The 17,273-nt window shown below is 68.5% G+C and carries 20 protein-coding genes; 16 read left to right on the top strand and 4 right to left on the bottom strand.

Features of this window, described 5'->3' with window-relative positions; all coding sequences use genetic code 11:
* Positions 1-8: 8 nt before the first annotated feature.
* Positions 9-1,259 (bottom strand): sarcosine oxidase subunit beta family protein, encoded by a 1,251-nt coding sequence (locus tag ABIE65_RS00410; RefSeq protein WP_354074830.1) that lies wholly within the window; start codon positions 1,257-1,259, stop codon positions 9-11.
* A gap of 88 nt (positions 1,260-1,347) precedes the next feature.
* Between ABIE65_RS00410 and lipB the strand changes: the two genes are divergently transcribed.
* On the top strand, positions 1,348-2,016 hold the full coding sequence (gene lipB, locus ABIE65_RS00405) for a lipoyl(octanoyl) transferase LipB (protein WP_354075678.1): 669 nt from the start codon (positions 1,348-1,350) through the stop codon (positions 2,014-2,016).
* 16 nt (positions 2,017-2,032) lie between these two features.
* Here the strand turns inward: lipB and ABIE65_RS00400 are convergent, their stop codons facing one another.
* The gene (locus ABIE65_RS00400) at positions 2,033-2,950 is read right to left on the bottom strand and encodes a transcriptional regulator GcvA (protein WP_354074829.1); all 918 of its coding nucleotides are present in this window, start codon (positions 2,948-2,950) and stop codon (positions 2,033-2,035) included.
* A 133-nt stretch (positions 2,951-3,083) separates the two neighbouring features.
* Here ABIE65_RS00400 and ABIE65_RS00395 point away from each other — a divergent pair, with 133 nt between their 5' ends.
* The 8 genes from ABIE65_RS00395 (at position 3,084) to ABIE65_RS00360 (ending at position 8,676) form a co-directional block, all read left to right on the top strand.
* A complete protein-coding gene (locus ABIE65_RS00395; RefSeq protein ID WP_354074828.1) occupies positions 3,084-3,452 on the top strand; it encodes a YjiS-like domain-containing protein in 369 nt (122 codons plus the stop codon).
* Positions 3,453-3,619: 167 nt separating this feature from the next.
* The gene (locus tag ABIE65_RS00390; RefSeq protein ID WP_354074827.1) at positions 3,620-4,006 is read left to right on the top strand and encodes a DUF1127 domain-containing protein; all 387 of its coding nucleotides are present in this window, start codon (positions 3,620-3,622) and stop codon (positions 4,004-4,006) included.
* 69 nt (positions 4,007-4,075) lie between these two features.
* Entirely contained in the window at positions 4,076-4,801 is a 726-nt protein-coding gene (locus ABIE65_RS00385; protein WP_354074826.1) for a TerB family tellurite resistance protein, read from the top strand.
* A gap of 10 nt (positions 4,802-4,811) precedes the next feature.
* Complete coding sequence (locus ABIE65_RS00380; RefSeq protein WP_354074825.1) at positions 4,812-6,647, top strand: ABC-F family ATP-binding cassette domain-containing protein; 1,836 nt, start codon at positions 4,812-4,814, stop codon at positions 6,645-6,647.
* The gene (locus tag ABIE65_RS00375; protein WP_354074824.1) at positions 6,644-7,366 is read left to right on the top strand and encodes an N-acetylmuramoyl-L-alanine amidase; all 723 of its coding nucleotides are present in this window, start codon (positions 6,644-6,646) and stop codon (positions 7,364-7,366) included. Before ABIE65_RS00380 ends, ABIE65_RS00375 begins: the two co-directional genes overlap by 4 nt.
* An 84-nt stretch (positions 7,367-7,450) precedes the next feature.
* Positions 7,451-7,855 (top strand): methylmalonyl-CoA epimerase, encoded by a 405-nt coding sequence (gene mce, locus ABIE65_RS00370; RefSeq protein WP_354074823.1) that lies wholly within the window; start codon positions 7,451-7,453, stop codon positions 7,853-7,855.
* Between the two features lie 4 nt (positions 7,856-7,859).
* On the top strand, positions 7,860-8,096 hold the full coding sequence (locus ABIE65_RS00365; RefSeq protein WP_354074822.1) for a DUF1467 family protein: 237 nt from the start codon (positions 7,860-7,862) through the stop codon (positions 8,094-8,096).
* A gap of 22 nt (positions 8,097-8,118) precedes the next feature.
* Positions 8,119-8,676, top strand: a complete 558-nt coding sequence (locus ABIE65_RS00360) for a DNA-3-methyladenine glycosylase I (protein WP_354074821.1) — start codon at positions 8,119-8,121, stop codon at positions 8,674-8,676.
* On the opposite strand, the gene ABIE65_RS00355 is transcribed toward ABIE65_RS00360, so the two are convergent.
* A complete protein-coding gene (locus ABIE65_RS00355) occupies positions 8,669-9,631 on the bottom strand; it encodes a peptidyl-alpha-hydroxyglycine alpha-amidating lyase family protein (RefSeq protein WP_354074820.1) in 963 nt (320 codons plus the stop codon). The genes ABIE65_RS00360 and ABIE65_RS00355 overlap by 8 nt on opposite strands.
* A gap of 24 nt (positions 9,632-9,655) precedes the next feature.
* Positions 9,656-10,639, bottom strand: a complete 984-nt coding sequence (locus ABIE65_RS00350; RefSeq protein WP_354074819.1) for a 2-hydroxyacid dehydrogenase — start codon at positions 10,637-10,639, stop codon at positions 9,656-9,658.
* Between the two features lie 184 nt (positions 10,640-10,823).
* Between ABIE65_RS00350 and ABIE65_RS00345 the strand changes: the two genes are divergently transcribed.
* From ABIE65_RS00345 to ABIE65_RS00315, 7 genes are all read left to right on the top strand, one after another.
* On the top strand, positions 10,824-11,300 hold the full coding sequence (locus ABIE65_RS00345; protein WP_354074818.1) for an SH3 domain-containing protein: 477 nt from the start codon (positions 10,824-10,826) through the stop codon (positions 11,298-11,300).
* 66 nt (positions 11,301-11,366) lie between these two features.
* Positions 11,367-12,137, top strand: coding sequence for an SDR family oxidoreductase (locus ABIE65_RS00340; RefSeq protein WP_354074817.1), 771 nt, complete (start codon positions 11,367-11,369; stop codon positions 12,135-12,137).
* Positions 12,138-12,286: 149 nt separating this feature from the next.
* Positions 12,287-12,505: a hypothetical protein gene (locus ABIE65_RS00335; protein WP_354074816.1), complete on the top strand. Its 219-nt coding sequence runs from the start codon at positions 12,287-12,289 to the stop codon at positions 12,503-12,505.
* A 273-nt stretch (positions 12,506-12,778) separates the two neighbouring features.
* The gene (locus tag ABIE65_RS00330; RefSeq protein ID WP_354074815.1) at positions 12,779-14,311 is read left to right on the top strand and encodes an ABC transporter substrate-binding protein; all 1,533 of its coding nucleotides are present in this window, start codon (positions 12,779-12,781) and stop codon (positions 14,309-14,311) included.
* A gap of 30 nt (positions 14,312-14,341) precedes the next feature.
* Positions 14,342-15,259, top strand: a complete 918-nt coding sequence (locus ABIE65_RS00325) for an ABC transporter permease (protein ID WP_354074814.1) — start codon at positions 14,342-14,344, stop codon at positions 15,257-15,259.
* Position 15,260: 1 nt separating this feature from the next.
* Complete coding sequence (locus ABIE65_RS00320) at positions 15,261-16,199, top strand: ABC transporter permease (protein ID WP_354074813.1); 939 nt, start codon at positions 15,261-15,263, stop codon at positions 16,197-16,199.
* Between the two features lie 26 nt (positions 16,200-16,225).
* A complete protein-coding gene (locus tag ABIE65_RS00315) occupies positions 16,226-17,182 on the top strand; it encodes a dihydrodipicolinate synthase family protein (protein ID WP_354074812.1) in 957 nt (318 codons plus the stop codon).
* The last annotated feature ends 91 nt before the right edge of the window (positions 17,183-17,273 follow it).

The raw sequence follows: 17,273 nt of genomic DNA, 5'->3' as shown, positions 1-17,273 counted from the left end.
TGCGGGGCTCAGTGCGCCACGGCGGCGGCGCCGTGCTCGTCGACGAGGGCGCCCGTGGTGAAGCGGTCCAGGGCGAACGGTGCGGCCAGCGGATGCGGCTCGCCGCGGGCGATGGTGTGCGCGAACACCCAGCCCGAGCCGGGGGTCGCCTTGAACCCGCCCGTACCCCAGCCGCAGTTGATGAACAGGCCGGAGACCGGCGTGCGGCCGATGATCGGCGAGGCGTCGGGCGCCACGTCGACGATACCGCCCCAGCTGCGCATCATCTTCAGGCGGCTGAAGATCGGAAACAGCTCGACGATGGCGGCCATCTGCTGCTCGACGATGTGCATGCTGCCGCGCTGGCCGTAGGACGTCCACGGATCGATGCCGGCGCCCATGACCAGCTCGCCCTTGTCGGACTGGCTGACATAGACGTGCACGGCGCTCGACATCACGACGCAGTCGAGCACCGGCTTGATCGGCTCGGAGACGAAGGCCTGCAGCGGATGGCTCTGGATCGGCAGGCGGAAGCCGGCCATGTCCGCCAGCAGGGTGCTGTGGCCGGCGACGGCGAGGCCCACCTTGCCGGTGGCGATCGGCCCGCGCGTCGTGTCGAGCCCGACCACCCGGCCGCCCTCGGTGCGGATGCCCGTGACCTCGCAGTTCTGGATGATGTCGACGCCGCGCGCGTCGGCGGCGCGGGCATAGCCCCAGGCGACGGCGTCGTGCCGGGCCACGCCGCCGCGGCGCTGCAGCGTCGCACCCAGCACCGGATAGCGCAGCCGCGGCGAGACGTTCAGCGGCGGGCAGAAGGCCTTCACGGCATCGGGCTCCAGCCACTCGGCGTCGATGCCGTTCAGCTGGTTGGCGTTGCAGCGCCGGATGCCTTCGCGCACGTCGTGCAGCGTGTGCGCCACGTTCAGCACGCCGCGCTGGCTCAGCATGACGTTGATGTTCAGGTCCTGCGAGAGGCCTTCCCAGAGCTTCAGCGAATGCTCGTAGAGTCGCGCGCTCTCGTCCCAGAGATAGTTCGACCGGATGATCGTCGTGTTGCGGCCGGTATTGCCGCCGCCGATCCAGCCCTTCTCCAGCACCGCGACGTTGGTGATGCCGTGTTCCTTGGCCAGATAGTAGGCGGTCGCGAGCCCATGGCCGCCGCCGCCTACGATCACCACGTCATAGGACGGCTTCGGCGGCGCACTGCGCCAGTAGCGTGGCCAGTCCCGGTGGCCGGACAGGGCGTTGCGGGCGAGGGATAGGAACGAGAAGCGTTTCACTGCGCCGTGCTGCCTGTCTGCGGGCGAGGTAAGCTAACGTGCTTCGTGAGCGAGCGGAACTGCCGTGATGGACCGGGACGACACTTTGATGCTGCACGGATCGACGAGCACAGAGGCCGCGGGTCGGCACCTGCCGGAATGGGAGGTGGCCGACGAGCTGGTCGCCTACGAGGCGGCCGTCGCGCGCATGGAGGCGCGCGTCGCGGCGATTCGGGCCGGCGAGGCGTCGGAACTCGTCTGGCTGGTGGAGCATCCGCCGCTCTACACCGCCGGCACCAGTGCCAGCGATGAGGAACTGCTGACGCCGGGTCGCTTCCCGGTCTATCGGGCGGGCCGGGGCGGCAAGCACACCTATCACGGTCCAGGTCAGCGGGTCGGCTACGTCATGCTCGACCTCCGCGCCCGCGGTGCCGACGTGCGCGGCTATGTCCACGATCTGGAAGAATGGATGATCCGCACCCTCGACCGCTTCAACGTGCGCGGCGAGCGGCGGGAGGGCCGCGTCGGGATCTGGGTCGACCGCGGCGGCGGGCGCGAGGAGAAGATCGGCGCGATCGGCGTGCGCATCCGCCACTGGGTCAGCTTCCACGGCATCGCGCTGAACGTCGATCCCGACCTGTCGCATTTCGGCGGTATCGTCCCCTGCGGCATCGCCGAGCACGGGGTGACGTCGCTGACCGCGCTGGGCATCCCGGTCTCGATGGCCGAGGTCGACGCCGCCCTCAAAGCCTCCTTCGCCGAGATTTTCGGCGGCTGATCCGTCGGCCGATCCCTCAGGCGTCGCGGCGCGCCGCGATCTCCGACAGTAGCCAGTCCCGGAACGCCGCGACGCGCGCCGGCCGCTGGCCGGGGGGCGGCAGCAGCAGGTAGTAGGCCGGCTTCACCGGCAGGCACAGTTCGAACGGCATCACCAGCCGTCCGGCGGCGAGGTCGTCGCCGGCCAGGGACTGCCGTCCGAGCAGCACGCCGGCGCCGTTCACGGCGGCCTGTATGGCGTGGTCGCCGAAGCTGTAGTGCTGCCCGCGCGACACGTCGACGCCCTCGATCCCCGCTGCCTTCAGCCACATGCGCCAGTCCGGCGCGGTCGGGTCGAAGGCCATCGAATCGTCGTGGATGAGGACGTGGTGGCGGAGGTCGGCGGGCTCGCGCAGCGGACGCGCGCCGGCCAGCAGCGCCGGGCTGCACATCGGCGTCGTGGTTTCCGCCGTCAGCTTGTGAACTTCCAGGCCCGGATAGTCGCCCCAGCCGAAGCGGATGGCGACATCCACGGCATCGCGCCGCAGGTCCGCCAGTTCCATCGTCGCCGAAATGCGCACGTCGATGTCGGGATGGGCGCGCGTGAACCGTTCCAGCCGCGGCACCAGCCACTTGGCCGCGAAGGACGGGGCGACGCTCACGACGAGGGTACCGCCACTGCGTCGCTCGTCGAGCCGCTGCATCGCTGCCGTCAGCCTGTCGAACCCGTCGCGGAGGCCTGGGGCGAGCAGGGCGCCGTCCTCCGTCAGTACCAGTCCCCGGTTCAGCCGGCGGAACAGCGGCACGCCGAGATGCTCCTCGAGTGCACGGATCTGGTGGCTCACGGCAGCGGGCGTGACATGAAGTTCCGCGGCGGCGCGGCTGACGCTCATGTGCCGCGCCGCCGATTCGAAGGCGCGGAGGGCATTGAGGGGCGGCAGGCGCGCAGCGGTCATGGATGAGAAATCCTAAAGCGAACCGTTAGGATAAGTCGTTTGTCGCAGTGCGCAATACGGCGGATATGGAATGCAGGCGGGCGGACCGGCGGTAGGCCTATGCCGCAGGATCCCTCAGCAATAGGAGAATCCTATGTCCGACCTTAGAGAAGCCGAGGGTATCGACAGGATCATGCTTCGGGCGCGGGCCGAGCGGGCGAGGGCCGTCGCGCGGAACGTCAGAGCGTTGGCGGCCGCGGCGGCCGCGGGCGCTCGCGCCGTCCGCGCATGGTTCCGGCGGCGGGCTGCATACCGGGCCCTGCAGGCGCTCGACGACCGAACGCTCAAGGACGTGGGCCTGTACCGGAACGATCTGTGGCGGGTCGCTGGCGGCGAGCAGCGCGAGGCGGCACCCGCAGCCCCGCCGCCTGCGGCCACGGACGATCCGGAAAGGCTCGCTCCGGCGGCCAACGACAACCCCCTCTGGCCGCGGTCCATGCGCAGGGCCGGGCGGCGAGGGTGAAGGAAGGGTGAAGCGGTCCCGGCTCCAGCCCTGCCGTAGCGGCAACCCTGCCACGCCGATACCGCATTTGTGCAGCGCGATATCGGTGCCCATTATTCCAGCCAGCAAAAGGGCGGTGGTTGTTTTGCACCGCAACCTTCGACGGACTGAAGGACTGGAGACGGCAGATGCATACCCCGATTACACAGGATCAGCTCGACGTTCACCTGCGCGCGGCGCGGGCGGAGCGGGCGCGGGTTCTGGGCTCGCTCATCGGCGGCATTCCCTCGGCGATCGGCCGGACCCTCACGCGTCTGGCGCAGCGCGCCGAGCGCAATGCGGCCGTCCGCGAGCTGGGCATGCTCGACGACTCGATGCTGAAGGATATCGGTCTGTACCGCGGCGAGATCTGGCACGCGGCCGACGCCGCGGCGCGTGGTGTCGACCTCCGAACGACGGCGAACAGCAACGTCCCGACCCCGATCCTGCGGCCGATGCCGGCCGACACGGCACCGCCGGCCAACGACAATCGCGACCGCGCGGCGCCCGCCCTCATGGGCGCCGGCCGGGCCTGACGGCCGCACGCGATCCGCGACCGCGCCTGATGCTTGCGGTCGCGGTCGCGGCGCCTTAAAGCTGCCCGCATGAGCATCTGGGGCAAGCTTCTCGGGGGTGCCGCCGGGCTCGTCATGGGCGGCCCAATCGGGGCGCTCGTGGGTGCCGTGGCAGGACACGCCGTCGACCGGTTCCGCGAGGAGCCGGGGTCTGGCGACGCCACGCAGAGCATCGGCTTCACCATCGGCGTCATCGTTCTGGGCGCCAAGATGGCCAAGGCCGACGGCGTGGTCACCGAGGCCGAGATCGCCACCTTCCGGCGCCTGTTCAAGGTGCCGCCGGAAGAGGAGCGCAACGTCGCGCGCCTGTTCGATCAGGCACGTCGCGACGCCGACGGCTACGAGCCCTATGCCCGGCAGCTCGCGCGGCTTCTGAAGGACCGCCCCGCGGTCCTCCAGGAACTGCTCAACTGCCTGTTCCACATCGCGGCGGCCGACGGCCGGCCCGGCGACGCCGAGCTGGTCTTCCTGCGCAACGTGGCGGGCATCTTCGGCCTCGACGCGGCCGCCTTCGACCGGATCAGCGCCGCCCATGTCGGCAGCGACGAGCGCGACCCCTACGCCATCCTGGGCGTCGCACGCTCCGCCTCGGTCGAGGAGATTCGCTCCCGCTACCGCCAGCTCGCGCGGGAGAACCATCCCGACCGGCTCGTCGCCCAGGGGCTGCCCGCCGAATTCGCCCGCACCGCCACCGTACGGATGGCCGCCATCAACGCCGCCTATGATGCGATCTTGAAGAACGCCGCGCCCGCATGACCTTTCGGCGATGAACCAACCGCCCATCGTCTCGCTGCGTGGCGTGCGCCACGCTTTCGGCACCAAGCGCGTCCTCGACGACGCCTCGGTCGGCATCGTCCGTGGCGACCGCGTCTGCCTCGTCGGCCGCAACGGCAGCGGCAAGTCGACCCTCATGAAGATGCTCTCCGGTCGCCTGGAGCCGGATTCGGGCGAGCTCTTCGTCCAGCCTGGCACCCGCGTCGCCTGGCTGGAGCAGGAGCCGCCCTACGACCCGGACGAGACCGTCGAAGCCTTCGCCGCCCGGCCGCAGGGCGGCTTCGCGCCGGCGCCGCACGAGGTTGCCGCTTGGTTCGACCGGCTGCAGGTCGATCCCGCCCGTCGCATGGGCAGCATGTCCGGCGGCGAGGTACGCCGCGCCGCCCTGGCGCGCGCCTTCGCCGGCGAGCCGGACCTGCTGCTGCTCGACGAGCCGACGAACCATCTCGACCTGCCGGCCATCGAATGGCTGGAGCAGGAACTGGCGCGTTTTTCCGGCGCGCTGCTGGTCGTCAGCCACGACCGCACCTTCCTCACCAACGTCACCCGCCGCGTCTGCTGGCTGGAGCGCGGCCGCCTGCGCGAAACCGACCGCAGCTTCGCCCGCTTCGACGAGTGGATGGAGGAGGTCCTCGCCGACGAGGAGAAGCAGCAGGCGAAGCTCGACACCAAGCTCGCCCAGGAAGCGCGCTGGCTGCACCGCGGCGTCACCGCCCGGCGAAAGCGCAACCAGGGCCGGCTGGCACGGCTGCACGACATGCGCGCCGAGCGTGCCTCGCTGCTCGGCCGGCCGACGCGTGCCAACATCGTGCTGCGCGACGGCGAGGTGCGCAGCCGCACGGTCATCGAGGCGAAGGCCATAGCCAAGGCCTATCCGCGCGAGGAGGGCGGCACGCGCGTTCTGGTACAGGATTTCAGCACACGGATTCTGCGCGGCGACCGGATCGGCATCCTCGGGCCGAACGGCGCCGGCAAGAGCACGCTGCTGCGCATGCTGATCGGCGAACTGGCGCCCGACGCGGGCAGCGTGAAGGTCGCCGACCCCCTGGCCCGCGCCTATTTCGACCAGCAGCGCAGCCAGCTCGATCCGGCGGCCTCCCTCTGGGACACGCTCTGTCCGGGCGGCGGCGACACCGTCGCCGTGCAGGGCGGCTCCCGCCATGTCGTCGGGTACCTCAAGGACTTCCTGTTCGAGCCGGATCAGATGCGCAGCCCCGTCTCGACACTCTCCGGCGGCGAGCGTAACCGGCTGCTGCTCGCCCTCATCCTGGCGCAGCCGAGCGACCTGCTCGTGCTCGACGAGCCGACGAACGACCTCGACATGGACACGCTCGACCTCCTGGAGGAGGTGCTCAGCGACTATGGCGGGACGCTCCTCGTCGTCAGCCACGACCGCGATTTCCTCGACCGTCTCGTCACCAGCGTCATCGCGGTCGAAGGCGACGGGCGCGTGCGCGAATATGCCGGCGGCTACAGCGACTATCGCCGCCAGCGCGATCCGGATCCGCGCGGGTCCGGCGGTGGCGCGCAGTCCAAGGACCAGTCCAGGCCGGATCGCGAGAAGCCGAAGCCGTCGCCCGCGCCGCGTCTCACCTACAACGAGCAGCGCGAACTCGACCTGCTGCCGGAGCGCATCGCCAAGCTCGAGGCCGAGATCGCCAAGCTCGAGGCGGCGCTGGCCAACCCGGAACTCTACAGCCGTGATCCGACCCTGTTCGGCCGGGCCACGGACCGTCTCGCCGCCGCACGCGGCGAGCAGGAGGCGGCCGAGGAGCGCTGGCTCGTGCTGGAAGAAAAGCGCGAAACTCTGACGGCGCAGGCGCCATGAGCATCGCCGCAATCGATCTGCCGTCGCCCAACCACGACGCGCGTCCCGCCGGCGTCGACATGCTGGTCCTGCATTACACGGGCATGCGCTCGGGCCGGGACGCGATCGACCGACTGCGCGATCCCGCTGCCCGGGTGAGCGCGCATTATGTGGTCGAGGAGGACGGCACGGTCTTCCGGCTGGTGCCCGAGGAGCGGCGCGCCTGGCACGCCGGCGTTTCCTTCTGGCAGGGCCGCCGCGGCCTCAACGACGTCTCCGTCGGCATCGAAATCGTCAATCCGGGGCACGAGTGGGGCTACCGGCGATTTCCCGACGAGCAGATGCGCACGGTCGAGGCGCTCTCTCTGCAGATCATCGCCCGCCACGGCATTCCCGCCGACCGGGTCGTCGCGCACTCGGACATCGCGCCGGATCGCAAGCAGGATCCCGGCGAGCTGTTCGACTGGCCGGCGCTCGCCCGTGCCGGCGTCGGCCTCTGGCCCGACATGGAAGCGGTCCCCGCGGCACCGGCGCCGGTCGATGCGATCCAGGCGGGGCTCGCGGCCTTCGGCTACGACTGCCCGCACACCGGACAGCTGGATGCGGCCACCCAGGTCGTGCTAACCGCCTTCCAGCGGCGCTTCCGCCCGGCGCGAATGGACGGGCAGCCGGATGCCGAGTGCCTCGCGCGGCTCGGGCGGCTGCTCGCGATGCGCGACCTCCTGCCACGGCCGGCCTGAACGCACGTTCGCGCGCGGGGTGACACCGGCCCGCGCCTCGGCTAATCGTGCTGCACGGAAACGCAATCGAGGCATCGCCGCGCCATGATCGGCAGACTCAATCACGTCGCCATCGCCGTCCCGGATCTCGCTGCGGCCACGCAGCAGTATCGTGGCGCGCTCGGTGCCACCGTCTCCGACCCTATCGCACTGCCGTCGCACGGCGTCACGGTGGTCTTCGTCGAACTGCCGAACACCAAGATCGAGCTGCTGGAGCCGCTCGGCGAGGGGTCGCCGATCGCCGCCTTCCTCGCCCGCACCCCGTCCGGCGGCATCCACCACCTCTGCTATGAGGTCGACGACATCCTGGCGGCCCGCGATCACCTGGTCGGGACGGGCGCGCGGGTACTGGGCTCGGGAGAGCCGACAAACGGCGCGCATGACAAGCCGGTCCTGTTCCTGCACCCCAAGGACTTCAACGGCACCCTGATCGAACTCGAACAGGCCTGATCCCGTGGGCATCGTCTCCGGCATCGTCGTCTACGTCATCGTCTGGTGGCTGGTGTTCTTCATGGTGCTGCCATGGGGCGTGCGCGCGCCGGAGGAACAGGAAGTCGGTCACCAGGCCGGTGCGCCACAGGCGCCGCGGATGTGGCTCAAGGCCCTGATCACCACCCTGGTCGCCGCCGTGCTCTGGGTGGGAATCGACGTCTTCATCGTGTCGGACGTGTTCAGCTTCCGGCAGCCCTGACACCGGGAGAGCGAGGGGCAGCATGAGCTATTGCGACAGCGCGCCCGGCCACGAATGGCACGGCCCGTACCACGACACGGAATACGGCTTTCCAGTCCGCGACGACCACGTTCTGTTCGAGCGGCTGGCGCTGGAAATCAACCAGGCCGGCCTTTCCTGGCTGACCGTGCTGAAGAAGCGCGCCGCGTTCAACGCCGCCTTCGTCGGCTTCGACATCGACGCCGTCGCGGCCTTCGGCGAGGCCGACCGCGAGCGGCTGCTCCAGGACGCGGCAATCATCCGCAACCGCCTGAAGGTCGACGCCGTCATCGAGAATGCGCGCCGGCTGGTGGCGATCCGCGAGACGCACGGGTCCTTCGCTGCGTGGCTAGACGCGCACCATCCGCGCACGTTGCCGGAATGGGTGAAGCTGTTCCGCGCCACCTTCCGCTTCATGGGCGGCGAGATCGTCGGCGAGTTCCTGATGAGCACGGGCTACCTGCCGGGTGCCCACCGCGAGGACTGCCCGGCGCACGCCCGGGCGCTCGCCGCCGGCCCGCCCTGGCACGTCGCCGGGCAGGCGCGGCACGAGGTCAGCTGACCTTCACCAGCTTCTGCAGCGTGCGGACGTGCGCCGGCACCGGCTTGTCGGGATAGGTGCTCGGCCAGTTGGTGTAGGCGACCTCGCCCACATAGATGTCGCCGCGGCCGTCGACGGCGATGCCGTGCGGCGCCTGGAACTTGCCCGCCGTCAGTCCGGGCCCTTCCTCACCGCCGAGCCGCGCGACCAGCTTGCCCTCGTGGGTGACGATGCTGATCCGCGGCCCGAGGTTCGGCATGTTGCGGTTCACCGGCATGCCGGGGCCGAGTTCGCCGATATAGCAGTGCTGATGCCGCCCGGCGCACATGAACAGGCCGCACGGCCGGTGCAGGTTGTTCCACTGCGTCTCATAGGCGCCGTCGCCGCCGAACACCTGGACGCGGTGGTTCTCGCGGTCGGCGACATAGACCCAGCCGTCCGCGTCGCAGCAGATGTTGTGGACGATGTTGAACTGGCCGGGGTCGGTGCCGGGGCCGCCCCATGTCTTCAGCAGGCGTCCGTCCGGCGCGTATTTATGGACGCAGGAATTGCCGTAGCCGTCGGAGACGTAGATGTCTCCGTTCGGCGACAGGGCGGTATGGGTGCAGCGGTGGAACGGCTCGCCGCTCATATAGGGCGTGGGCTTTCCCGGAACGCCGATGGTCAGGTGCACCTTGCCGTCGCCGTCGCACACGCGGACGGTATGGTCGCCGTCGTCGGTGCAGTAGAGGCGGTCGTCGGCACCGATATGCAGGCCGTGCGCGCGCCGGAACAGGCCTTCACCCCAGGAGCGCAGGAAGTTGCCGTCGCGGTCGAACACCATCATCGGGTGCTCGCCGCGATTGAAGACGTAGACATTGTCCCGACTGTCCGTGGCGACGGCGGCGACGTCGCGGAAGGACCAGCCGTCGGGGAGCTTCGCCCAGTCCTCGACGACGCGATAGCGGTGCTCGCCGCTTCCCAGGATCACGGACATGCGCGTCTCCTCTCTATGGTGCGATCAGAACAGTTCCTCGATCACGCGGTCGGGCGGCTTGTGGCCGTCGACGAAGGTCTTGATGTTCACGATGACCTTCTCGCCGGTCTCGATGCGGCTCTCGATGGTGGCGGATCCCATGTGCGGCAGCAGCACGACGTTCTCCAGCTTCAGCAGCTTCGGGCTGATCGCGGGCTCGTTCTCGAACACGTCGAGGCCAGCGCCGGCGAGCTTGCCCTGCTCCAGCATCCGCGCCATCGCCGTCTCGTCGATCACCTCGCCGCGCGAGGTGTTGACGATCACCGCCTGGGGGCGCAGCAGCGCCAGCCGCCGAGCCGAGAGCAGGTGATAGGTCGCGGGCGTGCGCGGGCAGTTGACCGAGACGATGTCCATGTGGGCCAGCATCTGGTCGAGGCTCTCCCACCAGGTCGCTTCCAGGTCGGCCTCGACCTCCGGGGCCACGCGGCGGCGGTTGTGATAGTGCACGGTCAGGCCGAAAGCGCCGGCCCGGCGCGCCAGGGCGCGACCGATGCGGCCCATGCCGACGATCCCGAGGCGTTTGCCGCGCATTCGCCGGCCGAGCATCGCGGTCGGCGCCCAGCCCTGCCAGTCGCCGGAGCGGGCGACGCGCTCGCCCTCGATCAGGCGGCGCATGACGGCCAGCATCAGGGCCATCGTCATGTCTGCCGTATCCTCGGTCAGCACCCCCGGCGTGTTCGTCACCGTCAGGCCGCGCGCCTTGGCCGTCTTCAGGTCGATATGGTCGACGCCGGCGCCGAAATTCGCCAGCAGCCGCAGCTGCGGACCGGCCTCGCCGATCAGCTCCGCATCGATCCGGTCGGTCACCGTCGGAACCAGCACGTCGGCGGTCTTCATCGCCTCCGCCAGCGCGGCGCGCGGCATCGGTCGGTCGTCGACATTCAGCCGCGCATCGAAAAGCTCCATCATCCGCGTCTCCACCGCATCGGGAAGCTTGCGGGTGACGACGACGAGCGGTTTCTTCCTCATGCGCGTATCTCTGCTCTCTGGACTGCGTTGACGGGGCGCGACGGTCGGACACCTTGACCCCCGGGGCCCGGCCGGGACAATACGCGAGCGGGTTCCGCACCGGAACGGGAGCATCGTTGTTCGCATGACAGATCCGGCAGGACGCCGTCCCATCAGCTGCCGCCGCAGGCGCGCCGCGGCGGCTTTGCTTTGTACCCTTCTGCTCGGCACGATACCGGCGGCGCCGCAGGCTGCGGCGCAGTCGGAAACGAGCCAGTCGCTGCCGCGTTTCGTCTCCCTGAAGTCGGACGAGGCGCGCATGCGCGCCGGTCCGGGGGATCAGTACCCGATCGAATGGGTGTACAGGCGGCGGGGGCTCCCCGTCGAGGTCGTCGCCGAGTTCGAGCATTGGCGCCGTGTGCGCGCGCCGGACAGGACCGAGGGCTGGATGCACCGCGCGCTGCTGAGTGCCCAGCGCACGATCGTGATCCAGGGGGAGATCCGCACCATGCACGCCGAGCCTGCGACGTGGGCGCCGCCCGTCGCCCGGCTGGAGCCCGGCGTCATCGTCGACGTCCAGACCTGCGACCAGGAATGGTGCCACGTGTCGGTCGCCGGGCGGGAAGGGTGGCTGCGCAAGGTGGAGGGATGGGGGGTCTATCCCGACGAGCGGATAGAGTAGGCTGCAGCGGAGCGGCCCTGCGGCGGTCGCTGCCACAATCCCATAGCGGCCCGAAGGGGGAGCGACATGCGTACGATCGATGGAATGGTGGCGTGGGTCACCGGTGCCGGTTCCGGCATCGGCCGCGCCGGTGCGGAGGCGCTCGCGGGCGCGGGGGCCAAGGTCGTCCTTTCGGGGCGCCGGGTCGACGCGCTGGAGAAGACGGCGGCCACCATCCGCGACAGGGGCGGGGAGGCGATCGTCGAGGCGCTCGACGTGGCCGACGCCCAGGCCGTCGCCGCGGTGGCGAAGCGGATCGCCGATCGCTTCGGACGGCTCGACATTCTGGTGAACAACGCCGGCCTCAACATGGCGAAGCGGCACTGGAACGACATGGACCTGGAGAGCTGGGAGAAGATCGTCCAGGTCGACCTCAACGGCGCCTTCTACGTCGTCCACGCGGCGTTGCCGATCATGCGCGCGCAGACGGACGGGCTGATCATCAACGTGGCCTCGATGGCGGGAAAGCGCGTCGGCTACGTCTCCGGCGTGCCCTATACGGCGGCCAAGCACGGCCTGGTCGCCATGAACGAGACGATCAACTTCGAGGAGTGCCACAACGGCATCCGCGCGACCGCCCTGTCGCCCGGCGAAGTGGCGACGGAGATCCTCGAGAAGCGGCCCGTTCCGGTCACCGAGGAGGCGCGTGCGAAGATGGTCCAGTCCGAGGACATGGGCGAGATCATCCTGTTTCTCGCGCGCCAGCCCAAGCATGTCTGCATCAACGAACTGCTCGTGACGCCCACCTGGAACCGCGGCAATTTCGGCGGTCCGGATTTCTTCCCAAAGCGGGACTGATGGCGATCGCGGCGCGCGGCCGAACAAAACCCCGCCGCCGCCGCAATTTCGCCTTCCGGGGCGACCAACCTTCCAGTCTGTGCGCCGGGTCACTGTACCGGCGCCGCGGTGCGGGTTTAAACCCGCCCGTCTGTCGGCGGAGGGTTGTCATGCCTGGATACCGTTTGCCCCTGATCTGGACCGGCTGCATCATGGCCGTCGTCGCGGCGGTGATGATCCTGCACGGCTTCTGGGCCGCGCCGACCGGCGTCAGCCTCGCGTTCACTCTGGCGCTCGGGATCGGCTCGGTCCCGACGGCCCGGCACATCGAGCGGGCCACGCGTTCGCCGCGTCTGCGCCGCTACGGGATCCGCCGCACCCTCTGGTAGGCGGCGCAGCCGGCCCAGACTTCCCGCTCCCGTCTGACGACGTACCGGCCGCACGGCTCATTCGAGCCGCAATGCAGCCTTTTTTCCGTCCAGCGGGCTTTCGGTATCGCGCGTCAGCTTCTAGAATGCGCGCAACTCGACCCTGCCTGCCGTTCGGCGCTCTCCGTGCGTCGAGGCGGCCCGCCCGACAATCAACGCGGGTTTCGGCAGGGCGCTGGCGTGGAGGAACGGCCGGTCAGAAGGCCGCGACGCTGTTCACTGAAAGGAGATGGGATGAGATACGGGAGCATTCTGGGCGGGGCCATCGGCGCGATCTGCATGGCCGCCGCTCCGGCGGCCTTCGCGGGCAAGGCCAACGACACGCTGGTCTGGGCGACGAACAAGGAAGTGAACGTCGTTCTGCCCTTCTACAACAACCTGCGCGAGACGGTTATCAGCGCCCGCCACATGTGGGACACGCTTCTGTATCGCAATCCAGAGAACTTCGAGTACGAGCCGCTGCTCGCGAAGTCCTACAAGTGGGTTGACGACCTCACGCTGGAGTTCGAACTGCGCGAGGGTGTCAAGTTCCACGACGGCAGCAAGTTCGATGCGGACGACGTGGTCGCCACGGTCAACCACATCGTCAAGCCGGACAGCGGGGTCCTCTCGCGCAACTACTACGACTGGATGAAGAGCGCGGAGAAGCTCGGCGACTACAAGGTCCGCATTCATCTGAAGGATCCGTATCCCGCAGCGCTCGAAATGCTCGCCGGGCCGATCGCGATGATGCCGGAAGGGATCTGGGACAAGGCGAAGAAGGATCAGACCGGCAAGGTCGACTACGGCACGATCCCGGCGATCGGGACCGGGCCTTACAAGCTGGCCAGCTTCGAGCCGAGCGAATCCTTCACGATGGTCCGTAACGAGGATTACTTCGACGGTCCCCGGCCCAAGCCCACGATCAAGACCGTGAAGTTCCGCACGATCGCCGACCCTGAGACGCAGATCGCCGAGATCATGACGGGCGGGATCGACTGGATCTGGGACGTGCCGAAGGAGAAGGCCGAGCAGCTGGAGATGATGCCGCAGTTGACGGTGGTTAACGCCGACACGATGCGGGTCAGCTATGTCGGCATGGAGGCGACCGGTCGCGGCGGCGAGACGCCGTTCACCAAGCTGAAGGTCCGTCAGGCGGTGGCTCATGCGATCAATCGCGAGTCGATCGCCAAGAACCTGATGGGCGGTGCGTCGAAAGTCGTCCATTCCCCCTGCTATCCCAGCCAGGTCGGCTGCACGCAGGACGTTCCGAAGTACGACTACAACCCGGAGAAGGCGAAAAAGCTTCTCGAAGAGGCCGGCTATCCGAACGGCTTCGAGACGGAACTGTACGCCTATCGCGAGCGGCATATCGCCGAGGCGGTGTTGGGCGACCTTCAGGCGGTCGGGATCCGTGCCAGCCTGAAGTACATGCAGTATCAGGCCCTGCGCGGCCTCGTCTGGGACGGCAAGACCCCGATCTACAACATGACCTGGGGGTCGAGTTCCGTGAACGACATCTCGGCGTTCACCAGCCTGTTCTTCGAGGGCGGCCGCGACGACAACTGCCGCGACGAGCAGGTCATCGAGCTTCTCAAGAAGGGCGACATCACCGTCGATGCGGAAGAGCGGAAGGCGATCTACAAGAAGGCGCTGACCCGCATCGCCGAGTTGGCCTGCTGGGTGCCTCTCTTCACCTACAGCAAGTACTACGCCTTCGCGGACGGTCTGAAGTTCGAGCCGAGCGCCGACGAGATCCCGGAATTCTACCGCGCGAGCTGGAAGTAACCCGCTACTGATCGAGAAGGGCGAGCACTCATGCTCAGATTTACAGCACGGCGGCTGGGGCTCGCCCTCCTCGTCGCTTTCCTGGTGTCGGTCGCCACCTTCAGCCTTCTGCATCTGGCGGGCGACCCCGCCGCAGCGATGGCCGGCGAGAACGCGACACCGTCGGACATCGACTATGTCCGCAAGCAGTACGGCTTCGATCGTCCCCTGATCGTCCAGTATCTCGACTGGGCGGGCAGGGCGATCCAGGGCAATTTCGGCATTTCCATATATCTCAAGCAGCCGGTCGCGCAGATCATCTGGGAGCGGGCGCCGGTCACGATGACGCTGGGGCTCTTGTCCCTAACCTTTGCGTTGATCGTGTCGATTCCCCTCGGCGTCCTGGCGGCGCTTCGACCGAACACCCTGCTCGACCGCATGGCACTGTCTATCGCCGTGGTCGGGCAGGCGATGCCCAGCTTCTTCTTTGCGCTCATCCTGATCCTTGTTCTGGGCGTGCAGTTGCGTTGGCTGCCGATCACCGGCAGCGACACCTGGCTGCACTTCATCATGCCTTCGCTGGCTCTGGGCTATTACGCGACGCCGGCCCTCATGCGTCTGACCCGTACGGGCATGATCGAGGTGCTGTCGTCGGACTACATCCGCACCGCCTATGCGAAAGGGCTGCGTCCCCGGGTCGTCCTGTTCAAGCATGCGCTGCGCAACGCGGTCATTCCCGTTGTGTCGGTTGCCGCAGTTCAGTTGGGTTTCATGCTCGGCGGCTCGATCGTTATCGAAACGATCTTTTCGCTCAACGGCCTCGGCCGGCTCGCCTGGCAGTCGATCCAGCGGTCCGACCTTGAAGTCATGCAGGCCGTCATTCTCGTGATCGCCAGCGTCTATGTCGTGCTGACCTTCCTGGCCGATCTGCTGAACGCATTCCTCGATCCGCGAATTCGGGTGAGTTGAGATGGCCGTCGCCAATTCCGCACCGGCGCCCACCGCACCGTCGTCCGCCACCGCGGGCCCGGCCGCCGAAGCCAATACCGGCCCGTCGCCGGCTGCGATCCTCCGGGGACGGATTTTTGGGCACACCGGTCTGATGATCGGCGGCTCCGTCCTGCTCGTCATCGTGCTGATGGCGCTGCTGGCCCCGATCCTGCCCCTGCACGATCCCTATGCGCAGGATCTGTCGAAGCGGCTGATCGCGCCGTTCTGGCACGCCAACGGCACGTGGGAGCATCCGCTCGGCACCGACGCCTTCGGCCGCGACTACCTCTCCCGGATCATGTACGGCGCCCAGGTGTCGCTGCTGATCGGCTTCGCCGCGATGGCGATCTCCGGGATCATCGGCACGGCGATGGGTATCGCCGCTGGCTATTTCGGCGGCCGAATCGACATGATCATCACACTGATCGTGACGACGCGTCTCGCCATGCCGGCGATCCTGATCGCGCTCGCCGTGGTCGCGCTGATCGGCAGTTCGCTGCAGATCGTCATCATCGTCCTTGGCCTGCTGATCTGGGACAGGTTCGCGGTGGTCGTGCGCGCCGCCACGCAACAGGTACGCGGCTTGGACTATGTCGCTTCGGCAGAGGCCGTCGGCTGCTCGCGCTGGCGGATCCTGAGCAGCGAGATCCTGCCGAACATCGCCAACCCGCTGATCGTCGTGGCCACGCTGGAAGTCGCGCACGCGATCCTTCTGGAAGCCGCGCTCTCGTTCCTCGGCCTCGGCGTACAGCCGCCGACGCCGTCCTGGGGCCTGATGATCTCGGAGGGCAAGGGCTTCATGTTCTTCATGCCCTGGGTCATCTGCATCCCCGGATTCGCGCTGTTCGCGCTCGTCATGGCGATCAACCTGATGGGCGACGGCCTGCGCGACGTGACGGCACCCGAGAACAGAAGCTGAGCCAGGCGCCGCGGAGGGCAGGGGACATGGGCCATCGTCTGACCGAGGACGCCAAGGGCGTCTATCTGATCGCCGCCACGCCGTTCGAAGACGACGGTGCCCTCGACCTGGAGGGCATCGACCGGCTGGTCGATTTCTATCTCGGCTGCGGCGTGCACGGCCTCACCATCCTCGGCATGATGGGCGAGGCGAACAAGCTCACCGCCGCGGAGACCGAGGCTGTTGCCGCGCGCTTCCTGAAGGCCGTTGACGGAAGGGTACCGGTGATCGTCGGCACCAGTGCTACGGCGCTCGCCAGCGTCACCGACCTGTCGCGCAAGGTGATGGACCAGGGCGCCGCCGGCGTCATGGTGGCGCCGTCCGGCCCGCTGAAGACCGACGACCAGACCTTCGGCTACATGGAGGCGGTCACGGCCGCGCTGGGCCCGGATGTGCCGGTCGTCTACCAGGACTATCCGCAGTCGACCGGCATTCACCTCTCGGTGCCGCTCTGGAACCGCATCGCCGACGCGTTCCCCAGCATCGTCATGCTGAAGCACGAGGACTGCCCCGGCCTCGCCAAGCTGTCGCGGGTGCGTGCGGACGAGGCGGGCCGCCGACGGGTCAGCATCCTCGTCGGCAACGGCGCCCTCTATTATCTGGAGGAGATGGAGCGCGGCGCCGACGGCGCGATGACCGGCTTCGGCTTCCCGGAGATGCTGGTCGGCGTCTACGACCGCTTCACCGCCGGCGACCGGGACGGCGCCGCGGCGCTGTTCGACGCCTACATGCCGTTCATCCGCTATGAACAGCAGCCCGGCTACGGCCTCGCCGTCCGGAAGGAGATCCTGCGCCGCCGCGGCGGGACGAAGTCCGCTCGTGCCCGCTGGCCGGCGCCGAGCCTCGGCCGCGAAGGCATGGCGGAGATCGACAGCCTCCTCGTGCGCCTGCGCAACCGCCTGCTCGACGTTGCCCCGGAACAGGCAGCCGTCGTCCCGATCTAATCCATCTCTCCCAGCGGTCCCGCAGGAGGCGCCATACGAAACGGGGCCGGCACATCGATGCCGGCCCCGTTTTCCGTCGTCCGCCGCGCGG

The sequence above is a fragment of the Constrictibacter sp. MBR-5 genome (genome assembly GCF_040549485.1).
GTDB lineage: Bacteria > Pseudomonadota > Alphaproteobacteria > JAJUGE01 > JAJUGE01 > Constrictibacter.
This window is presented reverse-complemented; position numbering and strand designations above follow the sequence as displayed.